The organism is Rhizobium sp. BK049, assembly GCF_014193135.1.
Classification (GTDB): domain Bacteria; phylum Pseudomonadota; class Alphaproteobacteria; order Rhizobiales; family Rhizobiaceae; genus Rhizobium.
Genome location: NZ_JACHYV010000006.1, coordinates 94,560 through 114,365, shown reverse-complemented (window position 1 = coordinate 114,365; position 19,806 = coordinate 94,560). Strand labels below are relative to the sequence as shown.

Below are 19,806 nucleotides of genomic sequence, written 5' to 3'. Positions count from 1 at the left end.
GCCGCCTGCCCATGGGCAAGCGTGAGTTCATCGCGCTTGCCGCCTTCCTGATGGCCATCAACTCGCTTGCCATAGACATCATGCTCCCGGCGCTGCAGCAGATCGGCGCGAGCCTCGGAGTCGAAAGCGAGAATCACCGGCAATTCGTCGTCTCCTCCTATCTGCTCGGTTTCGGCTGCGCCCAGCTTTTCTACGGTCCGCTCTCCGACCGCTTCGGCCGCCGCACGCCGCTGCTGATCGGCCTCGTAGTCTATATCACGTCCGCCATCGGAATCGTTTTCGTTCCCTCCTTCGCAGGCCTGCTGGTGCTGCGCTTCATCCAGGGCGTCGGCTCGGCCGCCACCCGCGTCATCACCATCTCCATCGTCCGCGACATCTATGGCGGCCGACAGATGGCCGAGGTCATGTCGCTCATCATGATGGTCTTCATGATCGTGCCGGTGATTGCGCCCGGCACCGGCCAGGTCGTCATGTTCTTCGGCAACTGGCACCTGATCTTCCTCTTCATCGCCACAATGGCGACGGCGATCGGCGTCTGGGCCTATGTCCGCCTGCCGGAAACCTTGCATCCACGGAATGTCCGCCCCTTCACCGCCCGCTCGATCTTCGGCGCCTTTAAGCTGGTGCTGACCAACCGCGTGGCGCTCTGCTATACCATCGCCAGCACCTTCATCTTCGGTGCGCTGTTCGGCTTCATCAACTCCGCCCAGCAGATCTATGTCGGCATCTACGGCCTCGGCGTTTATTTCCCGTTCGCCTTTGCCGGCGTGGCGATCTTCATGTCGCTGTCGTCCTTCTTCAATTCCCGTTTTGTCGGCAAGCTCGGCATGCGCCGCCTGTCACACGGCTCGCTCCTCGGCTTCATCGCCATCAACACCATCTGGCTGATCGTCCAGATGGCAAGCTCCGAGCCGATGCCGTTTGCACTGTTCATCTCCTTCTTCGGGCTTGCCATGTTCCAGTTCGGCTGGATCGGCTCGAACTTCAATTCGCTGGCCATGGAGCCGCTGGGACACGTCGCCGGCACCGCTTCCTCCGTTCTCGGCTTCATGAGCACGGTCGGCGGCGCCCTTATCGGCGCCGGCATCGGCCAGGCTTTCGACGGCACGGCGCTGCCGATGGTCGCCGGTTATTTCATCGTCTCGATCATCGGCCTTATCTTCGTGCTGATCGCCGAGAAGGGCCGGCTCTTCCATCAGCATAATCCGGCCGTTTGAACGGCCGGTCCCTTCCGCATCCAGGATTTCACCGCATGACGCCTCACAAACCGCACCAGGAAAACCAGGGGTCCCGCCGCATCGGCATGGGCTTCGGCGAATTCGTCGTCACCATCGCCGTCATGACCGCCAGCATTGCCATGGCGATCGACAGCATGCTGCCGGCATTGCCCAATATCGGCCATTCACTCGGCGTCACCAACACCAACGACGCCCAGCTCATCATCGGCGTGTTCTTCCTCGGCTTCGGCGTCTCGCAGATATTCTTCGGCAGCCTTTCAGACACGTTCGGCCGCCGCAATATCCTGCTCGGCGGCCTCGCCTGCTATGTGGTCGCAATGTTTGCCGCTGCCGCAACCGGTAGCTTCGAAATGCTGCTCCTCATGCGCTTCATTCAGGGTGTGGGCGGCGCGGCCGTGCGCATCACCACCATGGCCATCGTCCGCGACTGCTTCGGCGGCCGCGAAATGGCCCGCGTCATGTCCTATGTCATGATCGTCTTCATGATCGTGCCGATCGTTGCTCCTTCGGTCGGCCAGCTCATCATCCTCTATGCCAACTGGCACTGGATCTTCATGCTGCTCGGCGCCGTCGCCAGCATCCTGTTCGTCTGGGCTCTTCTCAGGCTGAAGGAATCGCTTCCCCCGGCAGAACGCCTGCCTTTGTCGGTCGGCTCCGTCGCGGACGGCTTTAAGACCGTGCTTACCAACCGCATCACCTGCGGCTACATGATCGGTCTGACCATGTTCACCGGCGTCATCAGCGCCTATGTGATTTCCGTGCAGCAGGTTTTCGGCGAAGTCTATGGCCTTGGGGATTGGCTGCCGATTGCCTTTGCGGCGACCGCCGGCGGCATTGCCGTCGCCAATTTCGCAAACGGCTTCTTCGTCCGCAAATTCGGCATGCGTCGGATCTCGCACGCGGCGCTGCTGATCTTCACGGCGCTGTCAGCACTCGGCTTCGTCACCGCGTTGGCGGGCAAGCCGGATTTCGCCACCGCCTACAGCATCTTCACAATTGTTCTGATGATGTTTGCGGTGATCGCCACCAATTTCACCGCCATCAGCCTTGAGCCGATGGGCAATCTCGCCGGCACGGCGACCGCCATCACCGGCTTTGTCTCGACGACCTTCGGCGCCATCCTCGGCGGTCTGGTCGGGCAGATGTTCAACGGCACGGTGCAGCCACTCTTCGGCGGATTCGCGCTGTTCGGTCTGCTGACGATCGCAGCCACGCTGTGGGCTGAGAACGGCAAGCTCTTCACCCATCCGGGCGACAGTCCGCAACTCGATCCGGGCGCCGCCCATTTCTGAGGCGGGTGGACCGGATCAACTCAAGGCATTCTCGATGGACGAGCGAATTCTGATCAAGCCTTATGCGCCAAGTGACGTGGACGCCACGATCGAGATTTTTCTGCGCTCCATTCGGGAGATCTCGTCAAAGAACTATTCCGCCGCCGAGATCGAAGCTTGGGCAGAGGTGGAGGATCGCCGCTCGTGGGCGGAACGAAGGATGAGCAGGCCGGCCTGGATGGCAGAGATTGCCGGAAACCGCGTGGGTTTTTCGGATCTCACCAGCGACGGGTGCCTCGACATGATGTTCGTGCACCCTGGCTATCAAGGGATCGGCGTAGCAACCCGCCTATTGGGCAGAGTCGAAGAAGAGGCTCGCACGCTGGGGTTTCGCCGAATATATACAGAAGCAAGCAGAACTGCTCGCCCGTTTTTTGAACGCAAAGGATTTCGCGTGATAACCCGGCAAATCGTCAAAAAGCGCGGACAGGACCTGGAAAACTTTTTGATGGAAAAATTCTGCACCTGAATTGTCAATTTGCGACCGGCTTGCGACGGCCGGTCGCATAGGTTTAGACGGTAACGACCTCACGCCGCAGCGTGTCCCAGGAAGCCTTGTCGGGCGCAATCAGCAGTCCGCCGTCGAGATGCTGCGGCAGGTAGGGCGAGCCATCGAAGCGGGCCGCATAGGCGCCGGCCTCCTGCGAGATCAGCGTGCCGGCAAGATGATCCCAAGGCATCAGCTTGTTGTACATCAGGTAATGGACGTGCCCGCCGGCAAGGGTGCGGTATTCGTGGGCAGCACAGCGGTAGTTGGTGAGGAAACGCACTTTGGCGAGATTGCCAAGCACCTCGGCGCGCTTCTCCACCGGCAGGTAGCCGGTCGAAGCCATGCCGACCATCTGGTCGAGGGCAACAGGCTCGGCTGCACGCAATCGCTGCGCCTCGCCATCCGGCCTGCGCAGCCACGCGCCGCCGCCCTTCTCCGCCATCACCCAATCATCGCCCATCGGGTCGTAGATCATGCCGGCAATGGTTTCGCCGCCTGATATGACCGAAGCCATGACACCGAAGGCCGGGATGCCGGCGGCGAAGTTGAACGTTCCGTCCACCGGATCGACCACGATCGCGAAATCGGCATCGGCAAGCCTGCCAAGCAGCGCCGGGTCGGCCGCGACCGACTCTTCCCCGAGGAACAGCGCGTCCGGCCAGAGCTGTTGCGCTTCCGCCTTGATCATGCGCTCGGCCCGCTCGTCGGCCTCGGTGACAAGATCGGTCGCCTCGCTCTTGGCACGCACCTCGTCCCGGCCGAGCCGGCGGAAACGCGGCAGGATCTCGGCCTTTGCCGCGCGGCGCAAGAGATCGGCAAGAACAGTCACGTCAATACTGGTTGTCATTTCAAATCCTCTCACTGCGGCCGAAGCCTCAACTCAAATGCCGACGATTTCGCGCCGGATCAGCTGCCAGCTTTCTTCATCAGGCGCCGAGATGATGCCGCCGACTGTCTCGCCCGGACGATAGGGCGTGCCATCGAATTTCGCCGTGTGGCCGCCCGCCTCCTGGTGCGCGAGCACGCCGGCCAGGTGGTCCCAGGGCATCAGCTTCGCATGCCCGATGAAGTGCATCTTGCCGGACGCGACCATCCAATATTCGTAGGCTGAGCAGTTGAAGGCGAAGGTCATCCGCGCCTTTGCCATGTTGGCGCAGATGCGTGAGCGATCGGGCTCTTCCATATAGCCCCACGACATGCCGCCGACCATCTGGTTCAAGGCGGCAGGCTCAGCCACCTTCAGCCTGCTCGATTGTCCATCCTGGCGAACCAGAAAGGTGCCCGCCCCCTTGATCGCCGTCACCGTGTCGCCAAGAGCGGGATCGTGAATGATGCCGGCGACGGTCTCGCCCCTGACGGTAACCGCAAGCATCGTTCCGAAAACGGGAAGCCCGGCGGCGAAATTGAACGTGCCGTCGACAGGATCGATGACAAAGGCAAGCTCGGCATCGGCAAGCGCCGGCACCACCGATTTGTCGGCGTCATAGGCTTCCTCGCCGACGACAAGCGCTGAGGGAAAGCGCTCTTTCAGGGCCGCGGTGATGCGGTGTTCGGCAAGCAGATCCGCCTGCGTCACCAGATCGGTTGCCGAGGTCTTTTCAGAAACATCCGTATCGCCGAGGTTGCGAAAGCGCGGCATGATTTCCGCGCGCGCCGCCTCCCTCAGGCATTCGCCGAGAAAGAGAATATCCTGATCTGAAATAGTCATGCGAATTGCTGTCCTTCATGCAAAGAGCCAGCCTGCTTAGCCGGCCTTTCATGAAGGATCGGTGACACCAAGGCTGGAAAAGTCGAAGAGTTTCGGATCGAGCAGGTGCGACGGGTTCACATGCGAAAGCGCCCGCAGCATCGTGTCCTTGCGTCCAGGCATGCGCCGTTCGATATCGGCGAGCATGTCCTTCATGGCATTGCGCTGCAGCCCGTCCTGGGAGCCGCAGAGATCGCAGGGGATGATCGGGAACTGCATGGCGACGGCAAACCTGGCAAGATCGTCCTCGGCGGCATAGGCGAGCGGCCGAAGCACCATCAGGTCGCCCTCGTCGTTCAGAAGCTTTGCCGGCATCGAGGCAAGCCGCCCGCCGTGAAAGAAATTCATGAAGAAGGTTTCGAGAATGTCCTCACGGTGATGGCCGAGCACCAAGGCGTCGCAGCCCTCCTCCCGCGCGATGCGGTAGAGATTGCCGCGCCGCAGCCGCGAACAGAGCGAGCAATAGGTGGCGCCTTCGGGCACCTTCTCCTTCACGATAGAATAGGTGTCGCGATATTCGATGCGATGCCGGACGCCGATCTTCGTCAGATAATCCGGCAGCACATGCTTTGGAAAGTTTGGCTGTCCCTGGTCGAGATTGCAGGCGACGAGCTCGACGGGCAGCAGCCCGCGCCATTTCAGATCAAGCAGCAGCGCCAAGAGACCGTAGGAATCCTTGCCGCCGGAAAGGCCGACAAGCCAGCGCTTCTGCCCCTTCAGCATGTCGAAATCATCGAAAGCCTGACGTACTTGCCTGAGCAGGCGCTTGCGCAGCTTGTTAAAGGAGACCGAACGTGGCGCATCGGCAAAGAGTGCAGGGCCTGCGCCGTCGTCGATTTCGCCAGTCTCCGGATCATCAGCGATGTTGGCTGCGATATTCATTGCTCCGTCCTATCGAAGATCTGCCTGCCTTAGCAGAAAGTCATCCGGCAACACAGCCTCAATCGCCAAAAACCGACCAGCCGGTGCGGGCCGCAAGCATCTCAAGCGCCACGGCGCCAAGCTGTGAATTGCCGACCTTGTTCAGCCCCGGGGACCATACCGCGATCGAGGCAATGCCGGGCGCCACCGCAAAAATGCCGCCACCGACGCCGCTCTTGCCGGGCAGGCCGACATGATAGGCAAAGTCGCCCGAGCCGTCATAATGGCCGCAGGTCAGCATCAGCGCATTGATGCGCCGCGCCCGCTTCGGCGAGACCACGGAGTGACCGGTCATCGGATTGCTGCCGCGCGCCGCCAGGAACAGCCCCGCCCGCGCCAGTTGCTCGCAGCTCATCGACAGAGCGCATTGGTGGAAATAGACGCCGAGCACGTGGTCGACGGGATGGTCGAGATTGCGATAGGCGCGCATGAAATTGGCAAGCGCAACGTTGCGGTATCCGGTCTGCGTCTCCGACCGCGCCACCTTGTCATCGATGGTGATCGACTCGTCATCGGCAAGATAACGCACGAAACGCAGCAGCTCGCCGATCGCCTCGCGCGGCGCATGGCCGGCCATGACGACGTCGGTGACGGCGATCGCGCCGGCATTGATGAAGGGATTGCGGGGAATTCCGCTCTCATGTTCGAGCTGCACGATCGAATTGAAGGCCGATCCCGATGGTTCGCGCCCGACGCGCTTCCACAGGCCCTCCCCCACCTTGCCGAGCGCCAAGGTCAGCATGAAGACTTTGGATATGCTCTGGATCGAGAAGGAGATGTCTGCATCGCCGACACGAAAGACCTGGCCGTCGACGGTGACGATCGCCATGCCGAAGTGCCGTGGATCGACCTTGGCAAGCTCGGGAATATAGTCGGCGACCTTGCCCTCGCCGATACGCGGCAGGATATCGCTGTAGATGCTATCAAGGGTCGCCTGCAAATCCGCCATCGCTTCTCTCCGGATAACAAAAAAGCCGCCCGAAAGAGCGGCTTTTCCATATGCGAAACGCCTGGTTTTTTAACGCGAATAGAATTCGACGACCAGATGCGGTTCCATGACGACCGGGAACGGAACGTCGCTGAGGGTCGGAACGCGGCCGTAAGTGGCGACCATCTTGTTGTGATCGACTTCGATATAGTCGGGAACGTCGCGCTCGGCGAGGCTGACGGCCTCCAGAACGGTCACCAGCTGCTTCGACTTTTCGCGAACTTCGATGACGTCGCCAGCCTTGCAACGGTAGGAGCCGATGTTGACGCGGACGCCGTTGACGGTCACGTGGCCATGGTTGACGAACTGACGGGCAGCAAAGACCGTCGGAACGAACTTGGCGCGATAGACGATCGCGTCGAGGCGGGATTCCAGCAGACCGATCAGGTTTTCCGACGTGTCGCCCTTGCGGCGGGCGGCTTCGGCGAAGATCGCGCGGAACTGCTTCTCGCGCAGGTCACCGTAGTAACCCTTGAGCTTCTGCTTGGCGCGCAGCTGCACACCGAAGTCCGACAGCTTGCCCTTGCGGCGCTGGCCGTGCTGGCCCGGGCCGTATTCGCGGCGGTTCACCGGGGACTTCGGACGGCCCCAAATGTTTTCGCCCATACGGCGGTCAATTTTATACTTGGACGATTCGCGCTTGCTCATCGTATTTCCTTTCAAAGGTTTATGCCGGCTTGTTGCCAAACCGCGCGAAGGAAACACGCCCTCCTCTGACCTCTTCCGAGGCCTGACAGGATGTTTCGGTTACGCGAACAGAAACGATCCACGGGACATGTCAAATGAAACACCGGACATTGCTGCCCGGTGCTTGGGGCGGTCTTTAGAGGCCCGTCATGAAAATGTCAACAGCGCCGAAGCGCGGTAAGGCTACTATTCCGCAGCCAGAGGCTGATCGCCCGTATCCGGCGCGTTTGCGTCGCCAGGCGCCGTCTGGCAGTTCATGTCGGGGAAAGCGACGATGCGCTTGCCGGAAAAATCCGTATGCACGACCACGATGCCCTGCTCCTCGAAATAGCCGAGCAAACGGCGGGCGCGGCGTGCGGAATGGGTGCCATAGGCGCGGGCGATGCGTGCGTCCGACGGGCACGGCTCATCGCAGACCGCGGCCTTGGCGAGCATCAGGAAGACGCCCTGCAGGTCGTCGGTGACTCGCGCCGATAGCGACAGTGCCGTTGCCCAGGCCTCCGTTCCGGCCGTCGCCGCATCGACTCCGGAGCGCGAGATCGCCACGCGCCGGCGGAAATCCGGCAGCGCGATCGGCGGCCCCGGCACGCGGCGCATGCGCAGCCGGACGAGAAAATCCTGGTAGAGTACGGAGTCGGTGCGAAAGCCGGATGCGGGATCGTCAAGAATTTCGGCAAGCACGCCGGCCAGGCGCTCCTCCCGTTCCTCGGGGGAGATCTCCACCTGGCTCGCCCTTGCCTCCACCGGCACTGGGGATGCGGCCGGCGTCGAGCGCGAGAGTTCCGCCAGGATATCGGTCGTCGGCCGTGGCGCCGGCGGCGCGCGACGCATGATCGGGCGCTGAAATTCCTCTGGGTCGGGCGTGAAGATCAGGTCTTCCACATCCTGCGGCGCATCGGGCAACGGCATCAGCTTGGGGCTCGATGAGCGCGCCGAGGTCTCCACCGCGCCGATCTGGATCGGCAGCGGCCGGCGCGACAGGGCCGGCCCGAGGGCGACGAAATTGCCGCGCTTCAGATCCCGGAACATTTCCGCCTGGCGCCGGTCCATGCCGAGCAGGTCGGCTGCGCGCGCCATGTCGATATCGAGGAAGGTGCGGCCCATCAGGAAGTTCGAGGCTTCGGCTGCGACGTTCTTTGCGAGCTTCGCAAGCCGCTGCGTGGCGATGACGCCGGCAAGTCCGCGCTTGCGGCCGCGGCACATCAGATTGGTCATCGCGCCCAAGGACATCTTGCGCGCATCTTCCGAGACGTCTCCGCCGACGGACGGCGCAAACATCTGCGCCTCGTCCACGACGACAAGGACGGGATACCAATATTCGCGATCGGCATCGAACATGCCGTTGAGGAAGGCGGCGGCAGCGCGCATCTGCTGCTCGATATCGAGACCTTCGAGCGTCAGAACGCAGGACACGCGATGCTGGCGGATGCGGTTGGCGATGCCTGCCAGTTCCGCCTCGGTGCGTTCGCCGTCAACGACGATATGACCGAACCTGTCTGAAAGCGTGACGAAATCACCTTCGGGATCGATGATGACCTGCTGCACCCATTGGGCGGATTGCTCGAGCAGGCGGCGCAGGAGATGCGATTTGCCGGAGCCCGAATTGCCTTGCACGAGCAGACGGGTCGCCAGCAGCTCCTCGATATCGAGCGTCGCCGGAGCGCCGGACGCCAATCCCATATCGATGCCAACCTGCAATGCTGATCCTCGCGGCGAAGAGACTCACATGAATGAAGTGCCATTCTTCCGAAACGGCAGCGCCCCGTCTATCAAAGAATCTGCTGATTTTCAGGGCCGGATTTTGCCAACCCACAGGACAATTCCGCTCATGCCCTCAAGCCGAATCCCTGCATCAGCCGCCGCGTGGCAAAATCGGGATTGCCTGATGTGAAGAGTGCAAAGTCGAAATTGTCCGGATGCACGGCATCGGCAACCAGCGGCACCAGCGTGCGGGCGCGCCGCGCGATTGCCTCGGCCGGATCGAGCCAGTCGACCGGCCAGGGTGCAAGCCGGCGGAAGAGGTTTGCCATGAAGGGATAGTGCGTGCAGGCAAGCACCACGATATCGGTCTTGTGACCCTCTTTCTCGACGAAGCACTGGTCGATCTCGGCGAGCACGGCCTCGTCGGATACGGCGTCGCCGCGAATATAGGCTTCGGCCATGCGGGCAAGGTTTTCCGAGCCGACAAGACGCACATGACATTGCTGCGCGAAGGACTGAATGAGGTCGCGCGTATAGGCTCGCTTCACGGTACCCGGGGTTGCCAGCACCGAGACCAGGCCCGAACGCGTCCGCTCCGCCGCCGGTTTGATCGCCGGTACGGTGCCGACGAAGGTCATCTGAGGAAAGGCCGCGCGCAGTTCGGCGCCGACGAGCGTGAAGGCGGTGTTGCAGGCTATAATGCAGACTTCGGGATCGTGCTCCTGAAGCAGCTTGCCGAAGAGCCCGATGATGCGCTCCTTCAGCGCCTGTTCTTCCCAACCACCATAGGGAAAGCCGGCATCGTCGGCGACATAGATGAAGCCGCGCTCCGGCATCAACACACGCGCCTCGCGCAGGACGGTCAGCCCGCCTATGCCTGAATCGAAGACCAGGACGGGTTTCAGCTCATTGATCGGCGCTGTCATCGGTTGGCGCTTCCTTGCCGGATCTGGTGGAACCGCCTTTGCGCGGACTGTTTCGCGAAAAGCGATCGAGGGAGGAGATGACGCCGCGCAGCACGCTGATTTCCTGTTCGGTGAAGGCGCGGCGGGAGAGAACAGCGCGGAGGTTGTCGACCATTTTCGGCTTTTTCGAGGGCGGATGGAAATAGTTGCGTGAATCGAGCGCTTCTTCCAGCTGGTCGAACAGGCCGAAGAGCTGCTCCTTGGTGGAAGGCCGCTGCTCGAGCGCCTGGAACGGCACCGCTTCCAGATCTTCCATGCCGGATTTCATCCATTCATAAGACATCAGAAGCACGGCCTGAGCGATATTCAGCGAGGCGAAGGCGGGGTTGACCGGGAAGGTCACGATCTCGTCGGCCAACGCCACTTCCTCATTGGTCAGCCCCCAACGCTCGCGGCCGAAGAGAATACCCGTTGCCTCGCCTGCCCGGAACCTTGTGCGCAGGGTCTGCGCGGCAAAGACCGGGGAGCGCACCGGCTTATAGTTGTCGCGGCTGCGCGCCGTCGTCGCATACACGAAATTGAGGTCGGCGATCGCTTGCTCCAGCGTGTCATAGACCTTCGTCGCTCCTATCACGTGATCGGCCTTGGAGGCAGTCGCCTGCGCCTTCTCGTTTGGCCAGCCGTCGCGCGGATTGACGAGGCGCAGTTCCGCAAGGCCGAAGTTCGCCATGGCGCGCGCAACCATGCCGATATTTTCGCCCATCTGCGGCTCGACCAGAATGATGGCCGGTCCCTCGGCCAAAAGTTGACGCTCGCTGTTCGTGCCTGCCATGCTCTTATCCCTGTTTCGAGCGCGCAATAGCCTCGCCCGGCGCAAACGGCAAGACGTCAGGCTGCGGATAGAGTCTCTCCAGCGCCGAACCGATCATTTCGAGCCCCACCCTGGCGCCTTCGCGCGACACTGGCAAATGCCTTCCCGTCGTTCGCGACGCCTTGCGCTTGATGAAGAAACAAGCAGAGCCGCGTGGCGCCGCATCAGCGATCAGCGCCAGATCCGCAGCGATCAGCTTCTCCTGATCAGTGACAGCCGTCGCTTCGTAATTCTTCGCCAGGATGCGTGCCCAATAGGTGCAGGAGAGGAAGATCGCCAGCGTTTGGCGGATTTGGCCCGGCCGCGTCACCACCGACCAGGAGGAGCCGAGCGGGCGGGCTGCCACCGTCACATCGCGGTAGCAGGCATCGATCCTCTGCGACAGGGCGATCAGCTCGAAGCCGCTCTTGCCCTCGCCGATCGCATCGAGCAGGGCGCGCAGCGACAGGAACCAGCGGTCGAGCGCCGTATCGAGCGCGCCGCGCGTGCGGGTGGGGAAAACGAGGAAAGCGACCGCCGTTCCGGCCGCCGCCCCAATCATGGTCTCGCCGATACGCAACTTCAGGAGATCGAGCGTCAGCACACCGGTCATGCCGTAGACCAGACATAGCACGATCGAGATGAAGAAGGTCATCGTCGCGTAGGAAACCTGCAGGAAATAAAAGGCGAGGAAGATGCAGATGACCGCGACTGGAATGGCGATCGCCGACTGGCCTGAAATGAGCGTTGCAAGCACGAGGCCCATGGCAATTCCGAGCACGGTGCCGAGTGAACGCGACAGCGCCTTCATCGCCGTATCACCACGCGAATTGGTGTTGGTGAAGACCAGAAAGGAGGCAAGCACTGCCCAGAACCAACGCTCGCGCGATAAAAGCAGGCCGAAACTCATGGCGATCGCCGCGGCGATCGTGATCTGCAACGCTGCTCTCAGCAGCGGGTTGGCCAACGAAAAATCGACCAGCGGGGATTGTCCGGTGTCCTCGGCCGCATCGATACTGGAAAAAAAGTGGGCCTGACCCTGGTTGATCACTTCGCTCAGTTGCTGCCGCGCCTCACCGAGCCAGAGAAGCGCCCGCATGGTTTCACCCTGCGGCTGATCCTTGATGGCTTCGGCCATACCCTCATATCTTGCCAGCTCCGCCGTATCCGCTTCGATCACTGCGTGGACGAGTGCAAAGGGCGGCGGGCTCTGAACGCTCAGCACGATTGCGCTTTCAGCGGCAAGATGGGCATCGAAGAGCCGGATCGCCAGCTCCGCGGCCGGATCTGCGGCGCCGTCGAACACGCCCCCGGGCGGACGCGGGATGAAGGTCTCGGCCATCAGCACCGCCTCCTTCAGCCGATCTTCCAGTTGGCGCAGCTCCTGCCGGTCGTCGTCGCCGACATCGCCGCCGGCAAGGGCAGCAAGCTTGAAGAGGATCTGGTTGATCCGGCCGCGGACGCTTTCGAGCGAGCGCAGCAGATCGCGCCGCCCATCGTCCGGCAGCAGCACCGCCCTCACTACATGGCCGACAAGCACCGCGACAATAGGACCGAACGCCACTTCAGGCAGCTCGGCAAACGACGGCTGGAAATAGGCGCCCATGAAATAGGAGGTGAAAGCGAACATGCCGATCGCAAAGCCGCGGGGCCCGAACACCCGTGCGGCTGACGCCAGCGCGATCACTGCCAGAAAGACGAGATCGGAGAAAAATCGGTGATCCTCCAGCCCGGCCGCGATGCCCACAACTGCAATGCTTGCGCCACAACCGAGAAGCCGCGTCACCAGTTGGCGCGAATTGCCCTTGTCGCGCACAGCCACCCCGCCCTCGATCGACAGAACGATACCGAGGCCGAAGGCGGCCCTCGGCAGTGGTGCGATCAGCGCCTGGATGGCAAGCAGGATCAAGACCGAAAGGACGATCGTCAATGTCACCCGCGTCGCCATGCGAAGGCGTGACAGCGCCGGATCGTTGGCAAGCAGCCAGTCGCGGAACTGAAACTTGGAAGACAAATGCATGAGCCCCTCATGCCATGACGATCGATAGATACCGCCGCGGGAGCGGAAATCAAACCGCCGCTTGAATGTCTCGCTTACTGGCCGTTGGCAATCTGCGCCATGGTAGCCTTGAGCGAGATCGGCCCCTGCCCCTCCTCACCCTGAACCATGATGTCGTCGACGACGGATTTGCCATTCTCCTCGATTACCTCGAAACGCACCGTCGTAAAGTCATCGCTGTTGGGGGCGCCTTCCAGGCAAGTCGCTGCCTTGAATTTCACAGTCACCTCTGTCGTGCCGTTTGCCGGCTGGCCGTTTTCGATAGAGAGATCCTGCAGCGGGCAGGCATCCTGCCCGTTGACGATCACGTCATAGTCGAAGGGAGAAATGCCATCCTCGTCGGCAGCGGGGTTCTGAGCGGCTGCTCTGTACTTGTCGCTGAAATCCTTGCTGTAGAGCCGGCCGAGCATGCTTTCCTCGAAGACATCGATCCAGTCGCTGGCGTCGCTCGCCCAGTTCGTCTGCGTGTCCTTCATGATTTCCTTCACCGGCGCAGCCGCGTCAGCTGCAAGCGAGAGGCCAGGTGCGGCAGACCCGGCGGCAAGCAGGCCGGCGAACAGAACGGCGATCTTCTTCATGGTAAATGTCCGGGAATCGGGCTCAGGCGGCGGAGGGTAGCCATTTTCCAGCACTTGGCAATGGAGGCAAAAACGTCATGTCCCTGCCCGTTGCAGCTTTGCGTTCCCGGCTCACAATGCTATAGCGCTCCGGATTACATCACCCAGCCGGGACAATATCCCCTTCCAAGCTTAACGAGGCAGATACATGAAGAAGATCAAGGTCGCTAATCCCGTCGCCGATCTCGACGGCGATGAAATGACGCGCATCATCTGGCAGCTCATCAAGGATAAGCTGATCCATCCGTATCTCGACCTCGACATCGACTATTACGACCTCTCGGTCGAAAATCGCGACGCCACCAACGACCAGGTCACGGTCGACGCCGCCAACGCCATCAAGAAGTACGGTGTCGGCATCAAGTGCGCGACCATTACGCCTGATGAAGCCCGCGTGAAGGAATTCAACCTCAAGGAAATGTGGAAGAGCCCGAACGGCACGATCCGCAACATCCTCGGCGGCGTCATCTTCCGCGAGCCGATCATTTGCCGTAACGTGCCGCGCCTCGTTCCCGGCTGGACGCAGCCGATCGTCGTCGGCCGCCATGCATTCGGCGACCAGTATCGCGCCACCGACTTCAAATTCCCCGGCAAGGGCAAGCTGACGATTAAGTTCGTCGGCGAAGACGGCACCGTCATCGAAAAGGAAGTCTTCAACGCGCCGGGCGCCGGGGTTGCCATGGCCATGTACAACCTTGATGAATCGATCCGCGAATTCGCCCGCGCCTCGATGATGTACGGCCTGATGCGCAAGTGGCCGGTCTATCTTTCGACCAAGAACACCATCCTCAAGGCCTATGACGGCCGCTTCAAGGACATCTTCGAGGAAGTCTACGAGACCGAATTCAAGGATCAGTTCAAGGAAGCCGGCATCACCTACGAACACCGCCTGATCGACGACATGGTCGCTTCGGCCCTGAAGTGGTCCGGCGGTTATGTCTGGGCCTGCAAGAACTATGACGGCGATGTTCAGTCCGATACCGTCGCCCAGGGCTTCGGCTCGCTCGGCCTGATGACCTCGGTTCTGCTGACGCCGGACGGCAAGACGGTTGAAGCCGAAGCGGCTCACGGCACGGTCACTCGCCACTACCGCCAGCACCAGAAGGGTCAGGAAACCTCGACGAATTCGATCGCGTCGATCTTCGCATGGACCCGAGGCCTCGCCCACCGCGCCAAGCTCGATGACAATGCCGAACTTGCCAAGTTCGCCTCAACGCTGGAAAAGGTCTGCGTCGACACCGTCGAATCCGGCTTCATGACCAAGGACCTGGCGCTGCTGATCGGCCCCGATCAGCCGTGGCTCTCGACCACCGCTTTCCTCGACAAGATCGACCAGAACCTGCAGAAGGCAATGGCGTAAGCCCGTCTTTTCGCAATAGCATTGAACGGCGGGGATTTCCCCGCCGTTTTCATTTGGGAGAGAAAATGACGGTGACCGTGCACCCGCTCAAACCTTCAGATCGTGCCGCCTGGGAGCCGTTATGGGCAGCTTACCAGCGGTTCTACGAAGTGGTTATCCCGGCCGAGACGACCGATCTTACCTGGGCTCGCTTCCACGATCCCGACGAACCCATGCATGCGCTTGGCGCCTTCGACGAAGACGGCCGCCTCGTCGGCATCGTGCATGCCATCTTCCATCGGTCCTGCTGGCTGCCGCAATGGACCTGCTATCTGCAGGATCTCTATGTCGAAAACAGTCAACGCGGGCTCGGCACCGGAGCCGCGCTGATCGAAGGCGTCGCCGAGCTTGCCCGCTCAACGGGTGCCGGCAGGCTTTACTGGATGACTCATGAAAGCAATGCGACCGCGCGGCGCCTCTACGACAGGATCGCCGAGCGCTCGGGTTTCATCCAGTACCGCAAAGCGCTCTAGCTCCGGGCTTGCACAAAGACTTCGCCGCGCTATTGATTCCGCACAACAGCGTCACGAGGAGGACGTCATGAGCGAAGAGCTGGTATTCTATACGAACCCGATGTCGCGCGGCCGCATCGCGCGTTGGATGCTGGAGGAGATCGGCCAACCCTATCGTACCGAGCTGCTGACTTTCGGCGAAACCATGAAGGCGCCGGAATATCTTCGGGTCAATCCGATGGGCAAAGTGCCGGCAATCCGCCACGGCGACACCGTCGTCACCGAATGTGCAGCGATCTGCGCCTATCTGGCAGAAACTTTCCCGGAAAAGAGCCTGGCGCCGAGGCCGGAGGAACGCGCCCGCTATTACCGCTGGATGTTCTTTGCTGCCGGCCCCCTGGAATCGGCGGTGACGATGAAGGCGCTCGGCTTCGAAATCCCTGCGGAACGCCTACGCATGGCCGGTTGCGGCGGTTTCGGCGACGTCATGAATACACTTGAGATGGCGGTCTCCCGATCGACCTACGTCACCGGCGAGCGCTTTACCGCCGCCGACGTCTATGTCGGTGCGCATATCGGCTGGGGCCTCGGTTTCGGCAGCATCGAGAAGCGCCAGGCCTTCATAGACTATTTCGGCCGCATCAGCGAGCGCGAGGCCTACAAACGCGCGAACGCATTGGACGACGAGGCCGGCAAGACGATGCAGGCTGCCTGACTGTGAATCCGGCGCGACGTCCGGAACGCCGCGCTGGGATCAGCCGTCAGGCAAGCGGCATGTGAATATCCGTCATCAGTTCTGTCGGCGGCACATCGCGCGGATTGTTGAGATATTCCTCGAACATGACACTGTCCTTCAACTGTCGTCCCGAGTTCGGCAGCCATTCGGAATAAAGCCACTGATAGGCCCTATACATGTCCGCATAAGGACCCTTATGGCGCAGGACGGCATAGTTGCCACCCTCGATCGTATGTCGCTCGAACGGCGCTTCGGTGGGAACTCCTGGGGTGCTGGTGACGCAGGCGATGGAGCGCAGTTTTTCGGCCGGCACGATGTCGGGATCGTCGAGATAGACGCCGATCATCCGCATATCGGGCTTGGCAAGGCCGCGGGCGTAAAGCGTGCCGAACAATGTTTCGAAGGCTTTGCCGATCTGCATGTAGGAACCGGTATGGGCGACGCCGATCAGCTCGATCGGCTCGATCTGCCGCAAGGTAACATCAAACATGGCTTTGGACTTTCCGTTAGGTGAGAGTTGGAACGCTGCATGGCTTCCCTCTTTCCGGTAGCGCGCCGGCGGCATGCCATAGACCGATTTGAAGATGCGGTTGAAAGATTGGAGATTGGGATAGCCTGATCGCTTCGCAATATCACTGACGGCAAGCTCCGTGCGGACGATCTCGCCCGCGGCGCGATGCAGCCTGAGCCGCTTGACGGTGGCCGCCAGCGTCTCGCCATAGATCGCCCGGTAAATCCTGTGCCAGTGATAGCTCGACAAACAGGCGATCTCGGCCAGACGTTCCATATCCAGTTCTTCATCGAGATGGTCGTGAATGTAGGCCGAAACCCGTCTTAGACGGGTCTCGTAAAGCGCCCATGCCGTGCCGCCGTTCATGTCAAAGCCTTATGCAAAACCGAATGACCAGAGACAACCATATATCGAATTGACAAATCCTGCGGACCTGCTGCGGAAGCTGAAACGAAAAAAGGCGGAAGCCGAGCCTCCGCCGTTTGAAAATCCCGCAGATCTGATGATCAGCCGGCGAGCGCCAAAGCCACGGCCTCTATGGCGTCATCAGCCTTCGATCCGTCGGGGCCGCCGGCCTGGGCCATGTCGGGGCGGCCGCCGCCCCCCTTGCCGCCGAGAGCAGCCGAGGCGATGCGGACGAGGTCGACAGCGCTGTAGCGCTGAACGAGATCCGACGTCACCGCAACCACTGCGCTCGCCTTGCCGTCGTCGGACACGCCGACGAGGGCGACGACGCCGGAGCCGATGCTGGTCTTGCCGTCGTCGGCCAGGCCCTTCAGATCCTTGGGGTCGACGCCCGATATAGCCTTGCCGAGGAACTTGACGCCGGCAACTTCGCGCACGGCATCGGCCGAGTTGCCCTGCCCGCCGCCCATGGCGAGTTTACGCTTGGCGTCGGCCAATTCCCTCTCGAGCTTGCGGCGCTCGTCGATAAGCGCTTCGACGCGCGACAGGACTTCCGACGGCTGCACCTTGAGCGACGCCGCGAGCGTCTTTACGCGCTCGTCCTGCTCGGCAAGATATTCACGCGCCGTTTCACCGGTCACGGCTTCGATACGACGGACGCCGGCGCCGACTGCACTTTCGCCGAGAATACGGACGAGTCCGATCTGGCCGGTGGCCGACACATGCGTACCACCGCAAAGTTCGACCGAGTAAGGCTTGTCGGTCTTCGCGCCGTGCAGACCCGTGCCCATCGAAACGACGCGGACCTCATCGCCGTATTTCTCGCCGAAGAGCGCCATTGCGCCTTCGGCGATCGCGTCATCAACGCTCATCAGGCGGGTCGTGACGGGGGCATTCTGCAGAACGATCTCGTTTGCCATGTCCTCGACGACCTTCAACTCCTCGGCCGACATCGGCTTGGGGTGCGAAACGTCGAAACGCAGACGCTCGGGCGCAACCAGCGAGCCCTTCTGCGCGACATGGGTGCCGAGCACTTCGCGCAGCGCCTCGTGCAGCAGGTGGGTTGCCGAATGGTTGGCGCGCAGGCGCGAACGGCGGGCATGGTCGACAGTCAGAACGACAGCATCGCCGGTCTTGAATGCACCTTCGACGACCGTGCCGGAATGCACGAAGAGGCCCTCGCCCTTCTTCTGTGTGTCCGATATCTCGATCTTGCCGTGGTCAGAGGAGATGAAGCCGGTATCGCCCATCTGACCACCGGATTCTCCATAGAAAGGCGTCTGGCTGACGACGATCTGCACCTTGTCGCCGGCCTTGGCTTCGTCGGCCACAGCGTTGTCTTTGACGATCGCCTGCACCACGCCTTCAGCGCTCTCTGTGTCGTAACCGAGGAACTCGGTTGCGCCATGCTTTTCCCTAAGCTCGAACCAGACGGTTTCAGTTGCCTTCTCGCCGGAGCCGGCCCAGTGCGACCGGGCTTCGGCCTTCTGGCGCTCCATGGCATCGGTGAAACCAGCTATGTCGACGCCGATCTCGCGAGCGCGCAGGGCGTCTTGCGTCAGGTCGAGCGGGAAGCCGTAGGTGTCGTAAAGCTTGAAGGCGGTCTCGCCATCCAGCATGTCGCCCTTGCCGAGATCAGCGGTCGCATCCGACAGCAGCGACAGGCCGCGCTCCAGCGTCTTGCGGAAGCGACCTTCTTCGAGCTTCAGCGTCTCCGAGATCAGCGCCTCGGCCCGCACGAGCTCCGGATAGGCGCGGCCCATCTCCTGCACCAGCGTCGGCAGCAGCTTATACATCAGCGGCTCCTTGGCGCCGAGAAGCTGGGCGTGCCGCATGGCGCGACGCATGATACGGCGCAGCACATAGCCGCGGCCCTCATTCGACGGCAGCACGCCATCGGCAATCAGGAAGGCCGAGGAACGCAGATGGTCGGCGATGACGCGGTGGCTGGCGCTGCCTTCCGCCTTGACTCCTATCGTATCCTCGATTGTGCCGGTCAGCGTGCGGAAAAGATCGGTATCGAAGACGCTCTGAACACCCTGAAGGATGCAGGCCATGCGTTCCAGACCCATGCCGGTGTCGATCGACGGACGCGGCAGCGGATTGCGAACCCCCGGCTCGGTCTGCTCGAACTGCATGAAAACCAGGTTCCAGAATTCCAGGAACCGGTCGCCGTCTTCCTCGGGCGAACCGGGAGGGCCGCCCCAGACATTTTCGCCCTGGTCGATGAAGATTTCCGAGCAGGGTCCGCAGGGGCCGGTATCCCCCATCTGCCAGAAATTGTCTGAGGTCGGGATGCGGATGATCTTGTCGTCGGAGAAACCGGCGATCTTCTTCCACAAAGCCGCTGCTTCCTCGTCTTCGGAATAGACGGTCACCAGCAGGCGATGTTTCGGCAGGTCGAAGCCTTCGGTCACGAGCTTCCAGGCCAGCTCGATCGCATTCTCCTTGAAATAGTCGCCGAAGGAGAAATTGCCGAGCATCTCGAAGAAGGTCAGGTGACGCGCGGTATAGCCGACATTGTCGAGATCGTTATGCTTGCCACCGGCGCGCACGCATTTCTGCGAGGTTGTCGCGGTTGCATAAGGACGTTTTTCCAAGCCGGTGAAGACGTTCTTGAACTGCACCATGCCGGCATTGGTGAACATCAGCGTCGGGTCGTTGCGCGGCACGAGCGGACTGGACGGAACGATCTCGTGGCCGTTCTTCTTGAAATAGTCGAGGAAGGTCGACCGGATGTCGTTTACGCCGCTCATTCTATGCCCTTCA

General features: G+C 61.5%; 18 protein-coding genes. 6 read left to right on the top strand and 12 right to left on the bottom strand.

Annotated elements, in window-relative coordinates:
- The first annotated feature begins 11 nt into the window (after positions 1 to 11).
- Genes FHT70_RS08445 through FHT70_RS08435 form a run of 3 tightly spaced genes read left to right on the top strand, consistent with a single transcriptional unit; the run spans position 12 to position 3,038 of the window.
- Complete coding sequence (locus tag FHT70_RS08445) at positions 12 to 1,217, top strand: multidrug effflux MFS transporter (protein ID WP_097599235.1); 1,206 nt, start codon at positions 12 to 14, stop codon at positions 1,215 to 1,217.
- 35 nt (positions 1,218 to 1,252) lie between these two features.
- Positions 1,253 to 2,530, top strand: a complete 1,278-nt coding sequence (locus FHT70_RS08440) for a multidrug effflux MFS transporter (RefSeq protein ID WP_097599234.1) — start codon at positions 1,253 to 1,255, stop codon at positions 2,528 to 2,530.
- Between the two features lie 34 nt (positions 2,531 to 2,564).
- The gene (locus tag FHT70_RS08435) at positions 2,565 to 3,038 is read left to right on the top strand and encodes a GNAT family N-acetyltransferase (RefSeq protein WP_183700257.1); all 474 of its coding nucleotides are present in this window, start codon (positions 2,565 to 2,567) and stop codon (positions 3,036 to 3,038) included.
- A gap of 43 nt (positions 3,039 to 3,081) precedes the next feature.
- On the opposite strand, the gene FHT70_RS08430 is transcribed toward FHT70_RS08435, so the two are convergent.
- The 10 genes from FHT70_RS08430 to FHT70_RS08385 all read right to left on the bottom strand — a co-directional run bounded on the left by FHT70_RS08430 (position 3,082) and on the right by FHT70_RS08385 (position 13,495).
- Entirely contained in the window at positions 3,082 to 3,906 is an 825-nt protein-coding gene (locus FHT70_RS08430; RefSeq protein ID WP_183700255.1) for an inositol monophosphatase family protein, read from the bottom strand.
- Between the two features lie 33 nt (positions 3,907 to 3,939).
- Positions 3,940 to 4,767, bottom strand: coding sequence for an inositol monophosphatase family protein (locus FHT70_RS08425; RefSeq protein WP_183700253.1), 828 nt, complete (start codon positions 4,765 to 4,767; stop codon positions 3,940 to 3,942).
- Between the two features lie 48 nt (positions 4,768 to 4,815).
- Positions 4,816 to 5,688, bottom strand: a complete 873-nt coding sequence (ttcA, locus tag FHT70_RS08420; RefSeq protein WP_183700251.1) for a tRNA 2-thiocytidine(32) synthetase TtcA — start codon at positions 5,686 to 5,688, stop codon at positions 4,816 to 4,818.
- 58 nt (positions 5,689 to 5,746) lie between these two features.
- The gene (locus tag FHT70_RS08415) at positions 5,747 to 6,676 is read right to left on the bottom strand and encodes a glutaminase (protein WP_183700249.1); all 930 of its coding nucleotides are present in this window, start codon (positions 6,674 to 6,676) and stop codon (positions 5,747 to 5,749) included.
- Positions 6,677 to 6,745: 69 nt separating this feature from the next.
- Positions 6,746 to 7,363, bottom strand: coding sequence for a 30S ribosomal protein S4 (gene rpsD, locus FHT70_RS08410; protein ID WP_064685423.1), 618 nt, complete (start codon positions 7,361 to 7,363; stop codon positions 6,746 to 6,748).
- 225 nt (positions 7,364 to 7,588) lie between these two features.
- Entirely contained in the window at positions 7,589 to 9,100 is a 1,512-nt protein-coding gene (locus tag FHT70_RS08405) for an ATP-binding protein (RefSeq protein WP_183700247.1), read from the bottom strand.
- A 128-nt stretch (positions 9,101 to 9,228) separates the two neighbouring features.
- Positions 9,229 to 10,029, bottom strand: a complete 801-nt coding sequence (gene murI, locus FHT70_RS08400) for a glutamate racemase (RefSeq protein ID WP_183700245.1) — start codon at positions 10,027 to 10,029, stop codon at positions 9,229 to 9,231.
- The gene (locus FHT70_RS08395) at positions 10,010 to 10,840 is read right to left on the bottom strand and encodes an RNA methyltransferase (protein WP_183700243.1); all 831 of its coding nucleotides are present in this window, start codon (positions 10,838 to 10,840) and stop codon (positions 10,010 to 10,012) included. The genes murI and FHT70_RS08395 overlap by 20 nt, the downstream gene beginning before the upstream one ends.
- Positions 10,841 to 10,844: 4 nt before the next feature.
- Positions 10,845 to 12,878: an FUSC family protein gene (locus FHT70_RS08390; protein WP_183700241.1), complete on the bottom strand. Its 2,034-nt coding sequence runs from the start codon at positions 12,876 to 12,878 to the stop codon at positions 10,845 to 10,847.
- A 74-nt stretch (positions 12,879 to 12,952) separates the two neighbouring features.
- Positions 12,953 to 13,495, bottom strand: a complete 543-nt coding sequence (locus tag FHT70_RS08385) for a hypothetical protein (RefSeq protein WP_183700239.1) — start codon at positions 13,493 to 13,495, stop codon at positions 12,953 to 12,955.
- A gap of 187 nt (positions 13,496 to 13,682) precedes the next feature.
- On the opposite strand from FHT70_RS08385, the gene FHT70_RS08380 reads away from it, so the two are divergent.
- The 3 genes from FHT70_RS08380 (at position 13,683) to FHT70_RS08370 (ending at position 16,100) form a co-directional block, all read left to right on the top strand.
- Positions 13,683 to 14,894 carry an NADP-dependent isocitrate dehydrogenase gene (locus FHT70_RS08380; RefSeq protein WP_020921416.1) on the top strand — a complete coding sequence of 404 codons (1,212 nt, stop codon included), beginning with the start codon at positions 13,683 to 13,685 and terminating at the stop codon, positions 14,892 to 14,894.
- Positions 14,895 to 14,959: 65 nt separating this feature from the next.
- Positions 14,960 to 15,406, top strand: coding sequence for a GNAT family N-acetyltransferase (locus FHT70_RS08375; protein ID WP_085778341.1), 447 nt, complete (start codon positions 14,960 to 14,962; stop codon positions 15,404 to 15,406).
- 67 nt (positions 15,407 to 15,473) lie between these two features.
- The gene (locus tag FHT70_RS08370) at positions 15,474 to 16,100 is read left to right on the top strand and encodes a glutathione S-transferase family protein (protein WP_183700237.1); all 627 of its coding nucleotides are present in this window, start codon (positions 15,474 to 15,476) and stop codon (positions 16,098 to 16,100) included.
- 46 nt (positions 16,101 to 16,146) lie between these two features.
- Here FHT70_RS08370 and FHT70_RS08365 read toward each other — a convergent pair whose 3' ends face one another.
- Positions 16,147 to 16,998 carry an AraC family transcriptional regulator gene (locus FHT70_RS08365; RefSeq protein WP_183700235.1) on the bottom strand — a complete coding sequence of 284 codons (852 nt, stop codon included), beginning with the start codon at positions 16,996 to 16,998 and terminating at the stop codon, positions 16,147 to 16,149.
- Between the two features lie 140 nt (positions 16,999 to 17,138).
- Positions 17,139 to 19,793, bottom strand: a complete 2,655-nt coding sequence (gene alaS, locus FHT70_RS08360; RefSeq protein WP_183700233.1) for an alanine--tRNA ligase — start codon at positions 19,791 to 19,793, stop codon at positions 17,139 to 17,141.
- Positions 19,794 to 19,806 lie beyond the last annotated feature (13 nt).